We start from the raw sequence: 17,416 nt of genomic DNA on the forward strand, positions 1-17,416 counted from the left end.
ATGCGTCGAGCGTCGCGAGATGGCAATCAAGACGTGAATGGACGATTGAAGATGGTTGAGATGGATGCAAGCGCAATGAAGAAGCAAGGTGAACCGCGGTTTTCTCTGGTATGTCGGGCCGTGGTGTATCAGCTATGTGCATTGTTGGCACTGCAACCTGCCCACCCGGCATTTGCTGAAGGCATTGCGGTGGCGACCGGTAATACCACCCTCAATCAGGCCGGTAACGGAGTGCCCATCGTCGACATTGCCACCCCCAACGGCGCCGGGTTATCGCACAACCTCTATCAGGATTTCAACGTTGGCCAGGCGGGCGTCATCCTCAATAATGCCACCGGACAGCTGACCCAAACCCAGCTGGGTGGGCTTATTCAAAACAACCCCCACCTCAATGGTCAAGCGGCCAATCTCATCATCAACGAAGTGGTGGGTGCCAACCCGTCGCAGTTGCAAGGCTATCTGGAAGTGGCTGGTCCGCAGGCTGGTGTGGTGGTGGCCAACCCCAATGGCCTCACCTGTGATGGCTGCGGTTTCATCAATACCCCCAATGTGACGCTCTCGACCGGCAAGCCGGTGCTGGATGCACAAGGCCAGTTGCAGGCCCTCGATGTGAAACAGGGGACCCTGACCGTAGGTGGCAAGGGACTGGATGCGACCAGACAGGCATCGGTCGACTTGGTGGCGCGCGCCGTCCAGCTTAATGGCGCACTGCATGGCCAGACCGTCAATGTGGTGGCGGGGGCCAACAAGGTTGACCGCCAGACTGGGGAAATCGTTGCTCAGGCTGGCAATGGCCCAGCTCCAGAAGTGGCCATCGACACAGCCGCGCTGGGCGGCATGTACGCGGGCAAAATCCGGCTGGTCTCGACCGAACAAGGTGTGGGGGTCAATCTGGCCAACGTGGTGGCCAAACAAGGGGATTTGACCCTTGATGCCAATGGCCGCGTGCGGCTGCGTGACAGCAGCAGTGCCGGCAACCTGCAGGTCAGCAGTCAGGGTGATCTGGCGGTAACGGGGGCTATCCACAGCGGTGGTGCAGCGAAGCTGGCTGCTGGCGATGAGTTGACGGCGCAAGATGCCGATATCGCGGCAAAAGGCGATGCCACGTTGAAGGCGCGTGCACAACAGTTGCGGCGAACCAAGGTCAGCAGCGGTGGCACCTTGGCGCTGCAGGCGAACGATGCTCTGGTGGTACGAGAAGGCGAGTTGCAGGGTGAGATACTCCATGTCACGGCGCAACAGTTGGATACCCAGTCGGCATTGACTGCAAAGGAAGTAACTCTACAGGCGGAGCAGCTGCGCCAAGCGGGCAATGTTCAAGGAACCTCAGTGCGGTTGGCAGCGGGCGCGCTGCGTCATGAGGGTACGACCCAGGCAGCGCAGAACCTGACTATCGATACGACGACGTTGGATAACCAGGGAGCGTTGAAGAGTGGGCAAGCGATGAGCGTCGTGCTCAGGGAGCGAGGCCATAACTCCGGCGAGCTGAGTGCGGGCAACAACCTGGCGATACAAGCCGGTACGCGCTGGGAGCAGGGAGATCAGGGTAAAAGTCACGCAGGTCAGCGCATGCAGCTGCAGGCTCAGCAGGTGAGCCTTGGGGGGGGCGTTGGTGCTCCGACGCTGGATGTTAACGCTAATGAGCTGACCGTGGCGGGCAAGGTGAAGGGCAACGCAGTGCAGTTGCAGGCGGGTGTGCTGACCAACCGGGGCGAGGTGCAGGCAGGGCAGACCCTGAACTGGCAGGGTAGCCGACTGACCAACAGCGGCACCCTGCAAGGGGACAAACAACTGGTGCTCAAGGGGGATGCCTTGCAGAACCAAGGCTCTCTGGCGGGAGGCGACAGCCTGACGTTGCAGGCCGATACCCTCGACAACGAGGGGCGTATCGCCAGTCAGCTGGCGACGCTGGCCGGTCGTCAGCTGCGCAGCAGTGGCACCTTGCTTGGGGTCTCCCGGCTGATTCTCAAAGGGGATGAACTGGCCCTGACAGGGCAGCAGCTGACCGACGGTGAACTGGAGCTGGGCAGCCGGTTGCTGCAGTTGAGCGGCCAAAGTCTGGTCGGTGGCCAGGCCCGGGTGACGGCCGAGACAGGTAACTTCGATGGTGTACTGAAGGCGCAGTCGTTGGTGCTGGCAGTCAAGGAGGCTACGAGCGAGGGCAAGCTGCACAGTCGGGAAGGTATTGCGTGGGGAGGGCAACGGTTTGCGACGGGGAGTGCGAGCGAGCTGCTGGCCAACCAGGGCGTGAGTCTGAGCGGCGACCAGCTGGCACTGGGTGGTACGGTTGGTGCGGGCCAGGATATGGCCATCAAGGGCAAGCAGGTCACGCAACATGGTCAGCTTGCCAGTGGCCAGGGGATGAAGGTCGATGCCGATGAGCTGGCGTTGGCCGGGCTGGTGCAAGGGCGTGCAATTACCCTGACCAGTGAGCGTGCTACCCAGCAGGGGCGCATCTTGGCCACCGATGCGCTGAACTGGCACAGCAAGCAGCTGGATGGCAATGGCTGGCTGCAGGCCGGTCAGGCCCTGAATTTGAACGGGGAGCGGCTGACCCACAGCGGTACGGCAGTGACGGCTGGCAAGCTGGCGCTCACATTTGCCGAACTGAACAGCACGGGTGGCCTGTTTGCCGATGAAGTGGCGGTGACGGGGTCCCGCCTGCTGTTGAAGGGGGCGCTGGAAAGCAAGTCATCCGCGCAGATAACGGCCGACGAATTACAACTGGGTGGGGAGCTGCGCACCGGGGCTGACCTGGCACTGGGGGTGACCTTGTTGACTCTGTCCGGGAGTCAGCATGTTGGTGGCAACCTGCAACTGCAGGCCGAGCAGGCCGATGTGAGCGGAGAGCTGGAAGTCGGCAAGCAGCTCAAGCTGGATGCCAAGACGCTTGCCAGCAGTGGCAAGCTGCTGGCAAGCCAGGCTGATATTGCGGCGGTCAACTGGCAACAGCGTGGAGAATTGACCACCGACAATGCGCTGGTCTGGCGTGGCGACAAGCTGACTCAGGAGGCTGGCGGCGCCCTGCGCGCCGGTGGCGTGCTGAACCTGAGCGGTGATGACATCACCCTGGCCGGGGATGTGGCTGCCAAAGGTGATGTGGCAGTGGTGGCCAATGCGTACCAGCAACAGGGGGCCATGAATGCGGCCCAGGGGCTGCGTATCGATGCGACCAGGCTACAACTGGATGGCACTACCCAGGCGAAGGCGGCGCAGTTGCATAGCCAGGTGGGAAGCAGTCGTGGTCAGCATTTGATAGGTCAGCAGCTCAACTGGCTGAGCGACACTCTGGTCAACCAGGGGTGGCTGCAAGCAGGGGAGAGTCTCGCGCTGGCAGGGCGTACGCTTGATAACGAAGGCACGGTCATCGCTGGTGGCGACCACCAACTCAACGCCACGGAGCGCCTCACCAATCAGGGCAACCTGGCAGGCAAGACACTTTCTCTGACAACCAAAGAGCTGCAAAACGGCGGGCTGTTGCAGGGTAAACAGGGTATTACGCTGCAGGCGGCAGAGGCCACCTTGACTGGCCGCTTGGCCAGTCAGGGGGCGGTCCAGCTAGGGGCAAAACTGCTGGCGCTGGGTGGCAATGCAAACATCGGTGGTGCCCTTACCCTGCTGGGGGATACGCAGCAGCTTGCTGGCGTCTGGCGGGTTGGCGGGTTGCTGCAAAGTACCGGTAAACAACTGACGTTGGCTGGTGACTGGCAAGCGGGGCAATGGCAATTGCAAGCTGATGCGCTCACCAACAAGGGGCGGCTGGCCAGCGAACAGGCAGCCAATTTTAAGGTGACAGAGTGGCACAACGAGCAGGGTGCCACCCTGGTTGCCGCGGGACCGTTGAACCTGACTGGCCAGCGCTTGTTGCAACAAGGGCGCTGGCTGGGTAATGGCAGCCAAACCCTGATGGTTGACGAGATAACCCAGCAAGGTCAGTGGCTGGGTGACGGTGCCTTGCAGGTGAAAGGGAGTAAGCTGGTTAACAGCGGCACCTTGCGGGCCGCCGGTCTTGATTTGACCGTGAATGAGCTTGAAAACCGAAGCCGGATGGAGAGCAGCGGTGAGTTTAACTGGCTGGGGGGGCAGTGGCGCAATCTGGGCGCGCTGTTGGCCGGGCATGCCACGCTGACGGGCGATACCTTGCTCAACAGCGGGGATGTGGGTACCCGTCAATTGACCATGAAGGCGGCCACCCGTCTGGACAACCGCGGTGTATTGGTTGGCAAGGAGGGGATAAACCTAGCGGCGGCGACCCTGAACTCGCAGGGTGACATGCTGAGTAATGGTCCCATGCAGTTGGGGGCCTCACTTCTGAATCTGAATGGCCTGACCCAGGCCGACGGTGAGCTCGTTGTGACGGCGGAGCAGGCAGCGCTGGCCGGCAACCTGGCTGCCGACCAACTGCAGTGGCGCGGCAAAACGCTGGTGATGTCGGGCACGGTGGCCGCGCGAGATGTCACCTTGAGTGGTGAACAAGTGACGCTGGATGGCACCCTCAAAGGGGACCATCAGCAGGTGACGGCGACCACCCTCACTACCGGCCAGCAGAGTCAATTGTTGGCCAAAACAGGGCAACAGCTGACGGCTGGCCAGATGACGCTGCAGGGCAGTGCGGTAGCGGGAGGGGCCCAGCGCATCGAAGCCACCCTGTTGTCACAACAGGGGATATTGGCCAGCGGTGGCTCACTGTCACTGCAGGTCGCCGATACCCTGCGCAATGATGGTAAGGTGTCGGCGCAAGCGATAACGTTGACGGCGGCACACATTGACAACGGTGGTGCGCTGGTCAGCAAGGACGCACTGAACCTGAAGACTGGCACCCTGACGAACCGGGGCCACTGGCAATCGGACCAGGGCATCACCTTGACGGCCAACCGGCTGCTCAACAGCGGTCAGTGGGTCAGCGGCCTGGGCCAGACATTGACACTGGATGCACTGGATAACAGCGGAACGTTGCTTGCCGGTGCTGACCTTACCATCAACGCTCCCCAGCTGAGCAGCAGCGGCAAGCTGTTGGCCAATAAAGACCTTGTTCTGAATACCAACGAAGCCACGCTGGGCAGTGGCAGCACCACAGCCAGCAATGGCCAGTTGCAACTCCATGCGGGCACATTGACCAGCCAGGGGACACTCTCATCGGCGGGGGATCTGAGCTGGCAAGGCGCGAATTTGGCGCACAGCGGCAGTGCCGTGACCAATGGCGCGCTGACGCTGCAGGGTGAGTCCGTCACCCTGGACGGTGACCTGCAAGGGGAGCGGGTGTTGCTGGACTCCGGCACACTGACCAGTCGCGGCAAGCTGACCAGCCGTGGCGACCTGGCGGTCAATGCCCGTGATGCGGTGCAGCACCATGGCCAACTGCAAGGCAATCAGGTTGTGCTGCGCAGTGCCAGCTGGCAGGGAAGCGGTGGCGTCGGCAGTGGCGGCGCACTTGAGCTACGTACCGGGCAGCTGCAACTGGCCGGTCCGTGGCGAATTCGTGGTGAGGCAGACATTCAGGCCGATACCATGACGCTGGGGGGCTCGCTGGTGAGTGGCGGCAACCTGACGCTTACCAGTCGGGGGGCATTGACCAGTCAGGCGGACAGCCAGCTAGTGTCTGGCGGAGCACTGTCCCTTGATGGCGCTATCCTGACGCAACAAGGGTTGTGGCAGTCGGCGCGTGGCATGAACCTCAAGGGCTCACGGTTCGAGCAGCAGGGTGACTTGCTGGCTGGCGGTGACCTGCGCTTGCGCAGCGGCTATTGGCAACAAGGTGGCAAGACCCGGGCAAACGGGGGACTGAACGCCGAGCTGACCGAGGGGGCGACCCTTGCAGGCACAGTACAGGCCGATGGCAATGCAACCCTCTCGGCGCCCGCGCTCACCCTCAAGGGGACCCTGGCCGCCAAAGGCAACGTGGCGCTTAGTGCCAATACCCTGATAAGCCAGCTCGGCAACTTGCTGAGCGGCGGCGAACTGGCCATGAATACCGCTCTCATCGAGCAGCAGGGCCGTGTTGAAACGACTCGTCTGCAAAGCGGCGGTGCGCTGCAAAATGATGGGGTGATCTTGGTTACCGGCCAGGGCAGCATCAGCGGTGCGCGGCTGGATAACCGGGGCACCCTGCAGGGGGATGGCCTCACCATCAGCAGTCGCCAGCTCGACAATCGTGGTGCCTTGCTGGGCAATACCCTGACACTGACCCATGACACCCTGCTCAACCGGGGGCGGGTACAGGGCGGCACGCTGAACCTGACGACTCGGCAACTGGATAACAGCCAGGGGGCCGTTCTGCGCGGCCAGCATGTGGGGGACATCACTGCCACAACGCTGACCAACGCTGGTGAGCTCTCCTCGGCCGGCCAACTTTTACTCAAGGGCAGCCAGCTCGACAACAGTGGTCTCATCAGTGCCAATTTACTGGAGGCCTCGCCACTGGCGCGGCTGGCCAACAGCGGCACCCTGTTTGGACAACAGCTGACCCTGCGCAGCGGCGAACTATATGCACCGGGCAAGATACTGGCGGGGCAGAAGGCGACGCTGGATGCGGGTCGGGTAACGGGCATCGGTGAATGGCTCTCTGGCGGGGACCTGGCACTCAAGGTGGGTTCATCGATGACCAGCCAGGGCATCCTCAGCGCCAAGGGGTCGTTGGACCTGCAGGTGCAGGGGGACTGGCAACATCAGGGGCAGTGGGGGGCAGGCCAGCGTTTCAATGCGGGCGTCACCGGTCAGCTTAATAACCGCGGTGCGTTGGTGAGCAATGGTGTCATGCAACTGGGTGCCCAGCGGTTGGAGAACAGCGGCAGTGTGCAGAGTGGGCAAGGGCTGACGCTCAATACGCAGGGTGATCTGCGCAACACCGGTATGCTGGCCAGCCTAGGCGACCTGGGGTGGCAGGGTGAGTCGCTGTTTAATGGCGGGACTGTATATAGCGGTGGCAACCAGAAATTGACGGCAAATAGCAATCTGACCAATGAGGGCGGCACGCTATTTGCTGAGCATAATATCACCTTGAGGCAGGGCACTACGGGAGGGCATTTAAATAACGAGGGAGGTACGATAGAGGCTGCAACGGGGGACTTAATCGTTGATATAACCAACGTGACCAATAAAGCTACGTCGGTGAATGTGACCCAGTCAACAGTAGACTATCGAGAACATATCCCGGGGCAAGGTGCGAGAGTCATATACGTACCAACACATACAAGTCAGCTTTCGGCTCGTCAGCCTTGCAGTGGAGCCCAGGGTGGATCCTGCGTGTACTTTATACCCCGCGATTGGGGAAACAAAACGTTCGTTATTAAAGAGGATAAGCTAAATGCAGAGGTGATGGGCCGAGGTCGCATGCTCGCTGGTCGTGATATCGCAATTAATGCCACGCAATTAACAAATGATGCGGGAACCATTGCAGCAACAAAAAATATAAGTTTGATAGCCAATACTCTTGTCAACCGCAGTTATCAAACAGGGACAGTCAAAGAGATATATGAATACGAATTTATAGGCGATGACAATCCTTATCGAGTGTATGCGTACTCGTCAGGTTTACGCCCAGGTGAGTCAGGTTTCGTGTCACTTGCATATGGATTTAAAGGTGCTCGTTCCGAGAGGGGTGATGGTGTATCTCATTCATCCCTTATATCGGCAGGCGATAACCTAACCGGCACCGTTGCCGGGATGATCGATAACGTCACGATCAAAGCCCATGCTGGACCGGTCAGCAGCACCACCGAACGCCCCTCCATCTCCTTGCCGCAAGCACAGGGTGCGGGTACCGCCCCCGGTTTACAGGGCGATGCCCAATACTTGGCGCAGAAGCTAAAACCCGTCGGCCCGGACAACGGCGTGCCCTTGCCTGACTTTCAGTTGCCCAATGGCGACAAGGGGCTCTTTACCATTAACGGCAATAGCGACAGTCCCTACCTGATTGAAGTCAACCCGCTGCTGGCCAATCTGGGTCAGGCCGGTAACGGTATGATGGATCGCATTGATGCTGCGCTTCAGCAGCAGTTGCAGGGGGCTGGACCGCTCTCCTTCGAGGCGGTTTCAGGCAGTGGTGGCGTTGCTCAGGTTACAGATCATGGAACGGACTGGACGCTGCCGGGCCGTACAAGTGGCGGGTTCAACGCCCCTGATCTGCAGTTGCCAAGCGGAATGACACCGTCAAACAGTGGTCATGTCACCACAGCAGGTCAGTGGCAACAGAGCTTGCAACCGGGTTGGCAAGCGCCGGTGGTCTCGGCCGTAGCGGTAACGGCGCCTGGCCCGGTGCAAACCGGCCAGCAAACGGTGCCTGCGCTGGCGACCCAGCCACAGATTGAAACCAGCCCGACTCTGACCCAGGTCGATAAATTCCTCGGCTCCAGTTACTTCTTCGGGCAGGTAAATTTTGCGCCAGAAAAAGATATCAAGCTGCTCGGTGATGCCGCCTTCGATACCCGTGTTATCCGCGATGCGGTGCTGGCGCAAACGGGCCGCCGCTTTATCAATGGCGAGATGGGCTCTGATTTGGCCCAGATGCGCTGGCTGATTGATAACGCGGCGCAAAACCGCCGTGATCTGGGTCTGACCCCGGGGGTAACGTTAAGTGCCGCTCAGGTTGCCCAGCTTGGCCGCAGCATGGTGTGGTGGGAGCCGGTCTGGTTCAACGGCCAGATTGTGCTCGCGCCCAAGCTCTATCTGACCGAGGCCGACAAGCGCCATCTCTCAGGTAGCGTAATTACTGCTGCCAATATCGATCTCACTGCTGGTGGCATCAACAATAGCGGCACTCTGTTGGCCGATGGCACACTCTCGCTCAAGAGCGGCACAACCCTGGTCAACCAGGGCCAAATCCAGGCTGGCGGTCGACTTGAGCTGCTCGCCAAGGGGGATATCCTCAATCAGAGCCTTATCAAGGGTGGAAAGGTCGCCATTGCATCGCTGGATGGTTCGGTGCGCAATGAAACCCGGACGGCCCAGCGTCATGTGGATGTCAACGGCATTCTCTCCGATGTCTTGAGCGACCAGACCCGCTTTAGCCGCACCGATATCGGCGATATCGCCCGCATTGAATCGGCTGGTAACCTGATGTTGCAGGCAGGGCTGGATATTTCGCTGTCGGCCAGTAACCTGCTGTCTGGGCTGGATATGACCCTCAATGCAGGGAGGGATATCACCATTGGCAGTCTGGAAGATAGACGCAAGTGGGAAGAGGGTAATAGCCGTTTCTCCCGAGTCGAGCAGTTGATGAGCGAGCTCAATGCCACTGGCAATCTCTCCCTCACTGCAGGCAATGACCTGAGTCTGGTTGCCTCAACGGCTGAAGCCAAGGGCGATGTGAGCCTGAGTGCAGGCAATAACCTGGTTCTGGCCAGCGAAGCGAACCAGACCAGTGATGATGTGCACCAAGGTAAAAAACACACCATCGACCGCACTATCACCCAAATCGGCACCACTGTCTCTGGTGATAACGTGAGTCTGAGTGCAGGCAACAACTTGCTGGCCCAGGCCAGCACCATCGAGGCACAAGGCAAGGCCAGCCTGCAAGCAGGTGGTGAACTGCAACTGCTTACGGCTGACAACGAGGCCTATCACTTCGAGAAGAGCAAGACCAAAAACACCTTCAAGTCAAAAAGTACCGAGATAGAGCAGAAGGATGTGACGGCACAGGGTACTACCATCACTGCCGGTGGCAACGTGAGCCTCGCCAGCCAGGGGGACATGACCCTCAAGGGCAGCGATATCAAAGCCGCAGACAGCCTTGCCATTGACACTGACGGTCAACTCAAGCTCCTGACCGCAACCGACGAGCACTTCTACCGCAAGGATGAGAAGAAGAGCGGTGTGATGGTGAAGATGTCCGGCAATGGCACCAACAGTACCATCGAGCGTCAGAACCAGCTGGACGGGGCTGATATCAATATCAGCGCGGGCCAGGGTGTATTGCTGCAAGTGGGTCAGCGTGAGGGTGAAACCTTGCAAGCTCGACTCGATACACTGGCAGCTCAGCCAGGAATGGCCTGGGTTGAGCAGGTTCGCGCTATGCCAGGTGTGAAGATGGAGGCGGTGCAAGAGGCTTATGAGCAGTGGAACTACAGCCAACAAAGTCTGAGTCCAATTGCGTCCTCAATTATTGCCATCGCCTTGGCTGTTGCAACCGGAGGGGCGGGAGCAGCAGCACTGGGGGCAGCTCAAGGGACAGCCACAGCTGCCATGGCCAATGCAGCGTTCAGCACCCTGGTTAGCCAAGCAACTATCTCCACCATTAACAATGGCGGAAATCTGGGAGCGGTACTCAAAGAGCTGGGCAGCAGTGCCAGCGTCAAGCAGTTAGCGACCTCGGTGGCAACGGCAGGGGCGCTACAGGGACTGGACAAAGCGATGGGATGGGCGAGTGCTGCACCAGCGGCCAGCAATGCCGCCAGCCAGCCTGCGGCCTCCAATCTGTTCTCCTGGGATACCTTCAACCGAGTGACCAGTCACTCGGTCGTGACCGCAGGGATTAACACCACCATCAATGGCTCCCACTTTGCGGATGCCTTTAAAGCCAGCCTGTTGTCCAATATTCAGGGGGAAGTGGGTAAAGCCACGGCCAACTGGATAGGGGATCAAGGCATTAAATTTGATGCTGCTAACAGCCCGTTGGCAGAGGCAGGAAAAATCGCTGCCCATGGGGTGACCAGCGGCGCCATTGCCGAGATTACTGGCGGCAAGTTTGCGGCGGGAGCGGCAGGCGGCGCTATGTCAGAGCTGGCCAGTAACTGGAGTCTAGGGGCCTTTGGCGGCAACGAGGAGTATCAGGTTGCCCTCAACAAGGTGTTGGGTGGCCTTGCAGCAGCGGCAGTTACTGGCGATGCTGCTGATTTCGATACCGGTGCTGAGCGGGCGGAGACGGTGTATCGTTACAATAGTCTCCAGCATATGTTTAATTTAGCTGCTGAAGCGAAGATGGCCGATGTGAATAAAGGACTTGAACCCATAATTAAAAAGGCTGATGAAGAGGCTAAGAAAGAAACGCTAAAGGAAACACTTAAAACAAGTACCTATATTGTCGGTGCCGCATATTTTGGACCTGCAGCAGCAGTCGAGAGTGTTTTCGCAGGATCATCAATATCAACTATGGCTAATGCAGCATATCAGTGGTATGACCTTAGTCGGCCTGGCAATGAAAATAAATCTTGGGATTATTGGGGAAGTGCTAATGCAGCAGTTACAGGAGCGTTGGCCCCTGGTAGAGGTATAAAGGAAAATATAGGTATAGCTATTGGCTCATCTCTGATTTTAGATGATTTTAGTATTGATAAGGCTGGTGTTTCCGGGGTCGGAGCTGCCTTGGGGGGCGCATATGGAAAGTATATGCCTGGGCTTTCGAATAAGATCCTAAAGGGAGACAAAATTCCAGGGTTTGTTTTTGAAACGACAGGCAGTCTTGGTGGTGAGTTTTTTACTGGGTACTCTAATAAGTTGCTTTTAGAGAGAGTTGAAAAAAAGAGGTTATGAAATGAAGTATTATCTTGGGTTATGGCTTTACTCATGTTTTTTTTGTGTCCTTTTATGTTTTTTGATCGGAGGGGTAAGCTCCATCTTTTTTTATTTTAAAGAAGGCGAGCTTCTTGTTCCTAAAGGAGAGGTTGAACGGGGTGTTATATTTGGATTTATAGCGGGAACATCGATATCAATATATGTTTTTGTTGTCTCTCTCTTTAAAAAAAGTGAAAAAAAAGAGTGAGGTAAAGTATATGTGAGTTTTGAAACAAACAAATAACAGACTGGTTAGATAAGTATGGTAGGAGATAATCGGAGATAATCTGGAGATAATCTGGGACACCCACCTTTTTGACAGAGGCGTAGTGCTGTTGTTGACTTGAGAGGTCACCGTTGAGGGATGTGCCATGACCATTGCCCGTTCACGTCAAATCAGCTTGCAGGATACGCCTTACTACCACGTGGTCAGTCGCTGTGTGCGGCGAGCTTTTCTGTGCGGAGAGGATTCCCACTCCGGCCAGAGTTATGAGCATCGACGCCAATGGGTGGTCGACAAGTTGGGGCAACTGTCGCGGCTGTTTGCTATCGGCATTTGTGCCTACGCGGTGATGAGCAATCACTATCATCTGGTGCTCAAGGTGGAGCCAGATACTGCGGCCAACTGGAGTGAGCGGGAGGTGGCTGAGCGCTGGGCGGCGCTTTTCCAGTGGCCGAATTTGGTCAGGCGTTGGTATCAGGGGGAGATGTTGATCGAGCCTGAACTGGCTGTTGTGCAGCAATTGCTTACCCAATGGCGAGAGCGGCTTCACTCCATCAGCTGGTTTATTCGGCTACTCAATGAAAATCTGGCCCGTCAGGCCAATTAGGAAGATAGTTGCAAGGGCCATTTCTGGGAGGGCCGCTTCAAGAGTCAGGCTTTGCTCACCGAATCTGCCTTATTGGCCTGTATGGCGTATGTTGACCTCAATCCGATACGAGCCGCGTTGACCGATCGGCCAGAGCAGAGTGACTACACCAGTATCAAACAGCGCCTTGACGAGCCTGCTGCTCCTGAGGTTTTGCCACCACTGTTACTGCCGTTTCCAGCCAGGGGAAGCCTGAAGAACTGCCCTATTCCTTCACCGACTACCTGATGCTGGTTGATTGGACAGGCCGTGCTATTCGGCCCGACAAACGGGGTCATATTCCGGCTCAACTTGGACCCATTCTGGAACGGTTGGGCCTTGATGGTGTTCTCTGGTTGAAACAGGTGGCGCTATTCAGGCGACAAGGGATAAGAGTGGTGGGAGGCAGAGATCAATGCCAGCAGTTTGCCCGCCACTGTGGCCAGCGGCGATGCCATCAACCACAGATTTGATTGCTTTGCGTTTACCCTGCTGATAGCTCTGGGTATTGCACATAGTCCAGTAAATGGTTGTGCAGGGGCCGTTGCTTTCTAAACCTGAAAATTTCTCCTGCCAGCCGAGTTTTACATGCATCAGTTCGAATGCATACACCCTTATAATGCCTGCAAGCAGTTCGATAGTGGCTTGCTACAAAAGGTGGGTGTCCTAATTGTATCCTAATTGTATCCTAATTGTATCCTAATTGTATCCTAATTGTATCCTAATTGTATCCTAATTGTATCCTAATTGTGCTATGCTGCAGCGTCTGCGCAAGGGAGTGCAGCTGGAAGATGGCACCGCCAAGTTCAACAAGATCAAACCGGCTGGCGGTGAGGGTCTGAACCAGTGGTTCAACGTCACCCTGACCGAAGGTCGCAACCGTGAAGTGCGCCGCCTGTGGGAATCCCAGGAAGTGCAGGTGAGCCGCCTGATGCGGATCCGCTACGGTGACGTCAAGCTGGACCGCGGCATCCCGCGCGGCGGCTGGCAAGAGCTGAAACTGCCGGAAGTGAACTACCTGCGCGGTCTGGTCAACCTGCCGCCGGAGACCGAATCCAAGGTCGATCTGCAGCAAGATGGCAAAACCAGCCGTCACAAGCAGGCCGCCCAGATCCGTCGCGCCGTGTAGCGTCACAAAGAGATGCAGGGCAAAGAGCCGCGCGCTCGCGCCACCACCGCCCGTCGCAAGCCGCAAGCCTCTACCCGCAACTCCGGCACCGGCAGCAAGTAAGCCGACAACCCGTTGCGAACTGCGCGCCGTCAAATAGCGCACAGTCGGCCAAGCAAAGGCCCGCACCAACTGGTGCGGGCCTTTTTCATCTCTAGCGGGTGACCTCCAGCTGCCGGCTGGCTCCGGTCATATGGCAATGATTGCTCTCACACTCCTCAGTTGGCCGGTGTCATCCACTCTTTGTTGAAGTCGCGGATAAACATCTCTCCCTCTTCATTGCGGGCGGTGACCAGATAGAAGGTGACGTTCTGGCGAAACAACGAGAGGCGGTAGAGGGCAGCGTTGTCCTCCTCCGAGAGGTTCTTTTTCGAGGTGTCGTTGATGGGCACCAGATCGACTTTGCCCTTTTTCAGCAGTTCGACACACTGGTTGAGGCGGTTGGTGGTTCTGACGACCAGCTTCTGCTCGATGGTCACCCGCTCGATAGCATCGGAGAACCACCCCTTGGGCACGCAGGCGGTTTTCTGCTGCCAGGGCGGGGATTCCAGTCCCTTCTTGTCGGGCGTGGTGTACCAGGACTGGATATCGAAGGCTATGGGGGTACTGAACAGCAGGGTGTTGCTGCGCTCGTTGGTCCAGGTAAAGGGGAAGGCGGCGATGGCGTTGCCCAGCTCGATGTTTTTAAGTCCTCTCGGCCAGGGCTGGTAGGAGACCCTCAGATCCGGGTGGCCTGCCGCTTTGAGAGTGGTGAGCACCTTGCTTGCCAGCTCGCCGCCATTGGCCAGCGTCGCTGAAGAGTAGGGGGGCAATTCGCCGGTGATAATTACCGCGCTCTGCACAGTGGCGGCCGGGAGCAGCGAAAGAGCAAACAGGGTGGCACGAAGGCGAAGGGACGAGCGGAGTCGATAAGTGGCAGAGGGCGTTACCGGATAACGGATGTGCATGGCGGGTGACCTCACCTCTATCGATTGCTGACAGCGTAGCGGTTTCGGCAGGGAAAAAACAGACTCGATAAATGCTACTGGTCGCGGTGTATGGCCCTTGAAGTTCCCTTTGGCGGGCGGAAGGGGCTGTGGCGGTTGCTCTGCTCCGGTGAGCTTGTTAGCCTGTGCGGCTCTGACAGAGGAGTGAACGATGAGCAAGGTACTTGATGAGCTGCTGGCGTTGCTGGCGCTGGAAAAAATCGAGGAGGGCCTGTTTCGGGGCCAGAGCCAGGATCTCGGTCTGCGGGCCGTGTTTGGCGGACAGGTAATGGGGCAGGCCTTGTCAGCCGCCAAGCAGACGGTCGAGACCGGCCGTCAGGTTCACAGTTTTCACTCCTACTTCCTGCGTCCGGGGGATGTGACCCGTCCCATCGTCTATGACGTGGAGAATATCCGTGACGGCCAGACCGTCTCCACCCGCCGGGTCAAGGCGATTCAGGGCGGCAAGCCCATCTTCTATCTCAACGCCTCATTTCAGGTGCCGGCCGATGGTTTCGAGCATCAGGCGCAGATGCCGACCGGCATCACCCCGCCGGAGGAGCTCAAGAGCGAGCTGGAGCTGGTGCGCCCTTACGAGAACCTGATCCCGGCCTCCCTGCGCGACAAGATCCTCTGCGAGCAGCCCATCGAGATGCGCCCGGTGACCCTGGTCGACCCTATTCGGCCGACGGTGCAGGACCCGGTGCGTCACGTCTGGTTCAAGGCCAACGGTCAGATGCCGGACGATCTGCGGGTGCACAAATACCTGCTGGCCTACGCCTCCGACTTCAACTTCCTGCTCACCTCGCTGCAGCCCCACGGGGTGTCGTACTGGGAGCCGGATATGCAGGTGGCCACCATCGATCACTCCATGTGGTTCCACCGGGATTTCCGCTTCGACGACTGGCTGCTCTACGTGGTAGACAGCCCGAGCGCCAGCAGCGGTCGCGGTCTGGTGCGCGGCCAGTTCTTTACCCGTGATGGCATGCTGGTGGCGAGCACCATGCAGGAGGGGGTGATCCGCCGTCGCGGCAGTTAAGGCCTCAAAGCGGATAGCAAAACGGGGTGGCTTGGGCCACCCCGTTTTCGTTGCTGCGATGTGGGCGGGCGCTGCGGGATCAGCCGCCGCGCTGGTACTTGAAGCGCTTCTTGCGCCGGTAGGGATAGACATCCTCGAACACCCCCACCTTGATGTTGCTCTGCAGCATCTTCCAGTAGTTGGCGTCGAACATCTCCTTGTGCAACTGCAACATGATCTCGCGCACCTGCGGCTTTTGCAGCAGGAAGGTGGCGAACTCCTCCGGGAAGATGTCGTTGGGGGCTACCGAATACCAGGGCTCGGCGCTCCACTCATCCTCGGGGTAGCGCGGCGGCGGGATCTGGCGGAAGTTGCACTCCGTCATGTAGCAGATCTCGTCGTAGTCGTAGAAGACCACCCGGCCGTGACGGGTGACGCCAAAGTTCTTGAACAGCATGTCCCCCGGGAAGATGTTGGCCGCCGCCAGCTGCTTGATGGCGTTGCCGTACTCCTCCAGCGCAAGGCGGGTCTGCTGCTCGTCCGCCTTGTCCAGATAGAGGTTGAGGGGGATCATCTTGCGCTCGGTATAGAGGTGCTTGATCACCAGCTTGTCGTCGCTGATGGTGAGCGCAGAAGGTGCCACCGTCTTGAGCTCGGCAAGGAGCTCGGGCGAGATGCGATCGAGGGGAAACTCGAAGTTGGTGAACTCCTGGGTATCGGCCATCCGACCCACCCGATCGTGCTGTTTAACCAGCCGGTATTTTGCCTTCACCTGCTCGTGGCTCACATCCTTCGGGGGAGTGAACTCGTCTTTTATCACCTTGAACACCACATCGTAGGAGGGGAGGGTGAACACGCTCATCACCATCCCCTTGATGCCGGGGGCGATGATGAACTGATCCCGACTCTGGGCCAGATGATGGCGGTAGTGGCGATAGAGCTCGGTCTTGCCGTGCTTCTGGCAGCCGATGGCGTTGTAGATCTCGTAATCGGGCTTGTGGGGCATGATCTGGCGCAGGAAGGCGACAAACAGCGCCGGTTCGCGGGCATAGACCATAAAGTAGGCGCGGGCGAAGCCAAACACGATGGAGGCGAGATCCGGCTCGAAGATCACCGTGTCCACATAGATGCTGTGGCCGGTGCTGAGCAGGGGCAGGATAAAGGGGAAGACCTGATCTTTTACCCGGATCAGCCCCACCAGATAGGCCCCCTTGTTGCGGTAGAACACCTCTTTGAGCAGCTCGATGGCAAACGGCTCATCATGGAGTATTTGTGGGCCGTTCTCCGCAAGATGGCGGTGGATGTCGACAATATCCCGCTGTTTGTCCTCGTAGGGGAGGGTGAAGCTGTAATCCCCCAAAAGCTGGCTCAAGGTCTGCGGCAGATGGGCCAGATCGGTGCGATAGATGCGCAGCAGGGCGCTGAGATCGGGTTTGTCGCCACGGCTGACAAAGGGGTGGATATAGAGGTTCTCGTCGCGGATATTGCGATGGCGAAAGATCCGCCTATAGACGGAGTTGAAGAAGGACTCCGCCACCTCGAAGTTGTCACAACGGGGCAGCAGATCGCTGAAGGCACTTTTGACCCGCTTGAGCAGCTCCTGGGTGGCGTGGTGCTCCCCCATCATCTGGCGGATGGAGCTGGCGGTGGCCCCCACATGGTGGTCATAGAGGCGAATTCGCTCGCGCCCGGCGAGCTGCACCCCCAGCCAGTCACTGTTCTCGAAGCGGCTCTTGCTACCCTGGGTTATCTCGAGAAACCGGCTGTAAAACGACTCGAAGCGTTGCAAGATAGTCTCGGCGACGGCCTGTTCCAATGGCTGCTGCATCTCTCTCTTCCTTGTGATCTGTCGGGCCGATAGCGCGAAGGATTGGGTGTAATTTGTTCACACGTCAGGCCACTATCGCAACATTCAAACGTCTGTTCAAGT

General features: G+C 58.3%; 7 protein-coding genes and 1 pseudogene. 5 read left to right on the forward strand and 3 right to left on the reverse strand.

Annotated features, from left to right (window positions below; translation table 11 throughout):
- The first annotated feature begins 75 nt into the window (after positions 1 to 75).
- The 3 genes from AACR14_RS07100 (at position 76) to AACR14_RS07110 (ending at position 12,317) form a co-directional block, all read left to right on the forward strand.
- The gene (locus AACR14_RS07100; protein WP_019445654.1) at positions 76 to 11,466 is read left to right on the forward strand and encodes a two-partner secretion domain-containing protein; all 11,391 of its coding nucleotides are present in this window, start codon (positions 76 to 78) and stop codon (positions 11,464 to 11,466) included.
- 1 nt (position 11,467) lies between these two features.
- Positions 11,468 to 11,695 carry a hypothetical protein gene (locus AACR14_RS07105; protein ID WP_041201855.1) on the forward strand — a complete coding sequence of 76 codons (228 nt, stop codon included), beginning with the start codon at positions 11,468 to 11,470 and terminating at the stop codon, positions 11,693 to 11,695.
- Between the two features lie 163 nt (positions 11,696 to 11,858).
- Positions 11,859 to 12,317: a transposase gene (locus AACR14_RS07110; RefSeq protein ID WP_019445655.1), complete on the forward strand. Its 459-nt coding sequence runs from the start codon at positions 11,859 to 11,861 to the stop codon at positions 12,315 to 12,317.
- A 393-nt stretch (positions 12,318 to 12,710) separates the two neighbouring features.
- Here the strand turns inward: AACR14_RS07110 and AACR14_RS07115 are convergent, their stop codons facing one another.
- Complete coding sequence (locus tag AACR14_RS07115; protein ID WP_192811949.1) at positions 12,711 to 12,947, reverse strand: hypothetical protein; 237 nt, start codon at positions 12,945 to 12,947, stop codon at positions 12,711 to 12,713.
- Between the two features lie 139 nt (positions 12,948 to 13,086).
- Here AACR14_RS07115 and AACR14_RS07120 point away from each other — a divergent pair.
- Positions 13,087 to 13,566 (forward strand): annotated as a pseudogene (locus tag AACR14_RS07120) (23S rRNA pseudouridine(2605) synthase RluB); the annotation flags it as partial.
- Between the two features lie 155 nt (positions 13,567 to 13,721).
- Here AACR14_RS07120 and AACR14_RS07125 read toward each other — a convergent pair.
- Positions 13,722 to 14,450 (reverse strand): transporter substrate-binding domain-containing protein, encoded by a 729-nt coding sequence (locus tag AACR14_RS07125; protein WP_019445656.1) that lies wholly within the window; start codon positions 14,448 to 14,450, stop codon positions 13,722 to 13,724.
- Between the two features lie 190 nt (positions 14,451 to 14,640).
- Here AACR14_RS07125 and tesB point away from each other — a divergent pair, with 190 nt between their 5' ends.
- The gene (tesB, locus tag AACR14_RS07130; RefSeq protein WP_019445657.1) at positions 14,641 to 15,507 is read left to right on the forward strand and encodes an acyl-CoA thioesterase II; all 867 of its coding nucleotides are present in this window, start codon (positions 14,641 to 14,643) and stop codon (positions 15,505 to 15,507) included.
- A gap of 79 nt (positions 15,508 to 15,586) precedes the next feature.
- Here the strand turns inward: tesB and aceK are convergent, their stop codons facing one another.
- Positions 15,587 to 17,314, reverse strand: a complete 1,728-nt coding sequence (gene aceK / locus AACR14_RS07135; RefSeq protein ID WP_019445658.1) for a bifunctional isocitrate dehydrogenase kinase/phosphatase — start codon at positions 17,312 to 17,314, stop codon at positions 15,587 to 15,589.
- Between the last annotated feature and the right edge of the window lie 102 nt (positions 17,315 to 17,416).

It is taken from the genome of Aeromonas sp. 159, assembly GCF_963862045.1.
In the GTDB taxonomy this organism is placed as follows: domain Bacteria; phylum Pseudomonadota; class Gammaproteobacteria; order Enterobacterales; family Aeromonadaceae; genus Aeromonas; species Aeromonas veronii.

What these genes read in the sequence shown, in the direction of transcription:
- AACR14_RS07100 (WP_019445654.1), top strand. Translation starts at nt 76, where the DNA reads ATGAAGAAGCAAGGTGAACCGCGGTTTTCTCTGGTATGTCGGGCCGTG.
- AACR14_RS07110 (WP_019445655.1), top strand. Translation starts at nt 11,859, where the DNA reads ATGACCATTGCCCGTTCACGTCAAATCAGCTTGCAGGATACGCCTTAC.
- AACR14_RS07105 (WP_041201855.1), top strand. Translation starts at nt 11,468, where the DNA reads ATGAAGTATTATCTTGGGTTATGGCTTTACTCATGTTTTTTTTGTGTC.
- tesB (WP_019445657.1), top strand. Translation starts at nt 14,641, where the DNA reads ATGAGCAAGGTACTTGATGAGCTGCTGGCGTTGCTGGCGCTGGAAAAA.
- AACR14_RS07125 (WP_019445656.1), bottom strand. Translation starts at nt 14,450, where the DNA reads ATGCACATCCGTTATCCGGTAACGCCCTCTGCCACTTATCGACTCCGC.
- aceK (WP_019445658.1), bottom strand. Translation starts at nt 17,314, where the DNA reads ATGCAGCAGCCATTGGAACAGGCCGTCGCCGAGACTATCTTGCAACGC.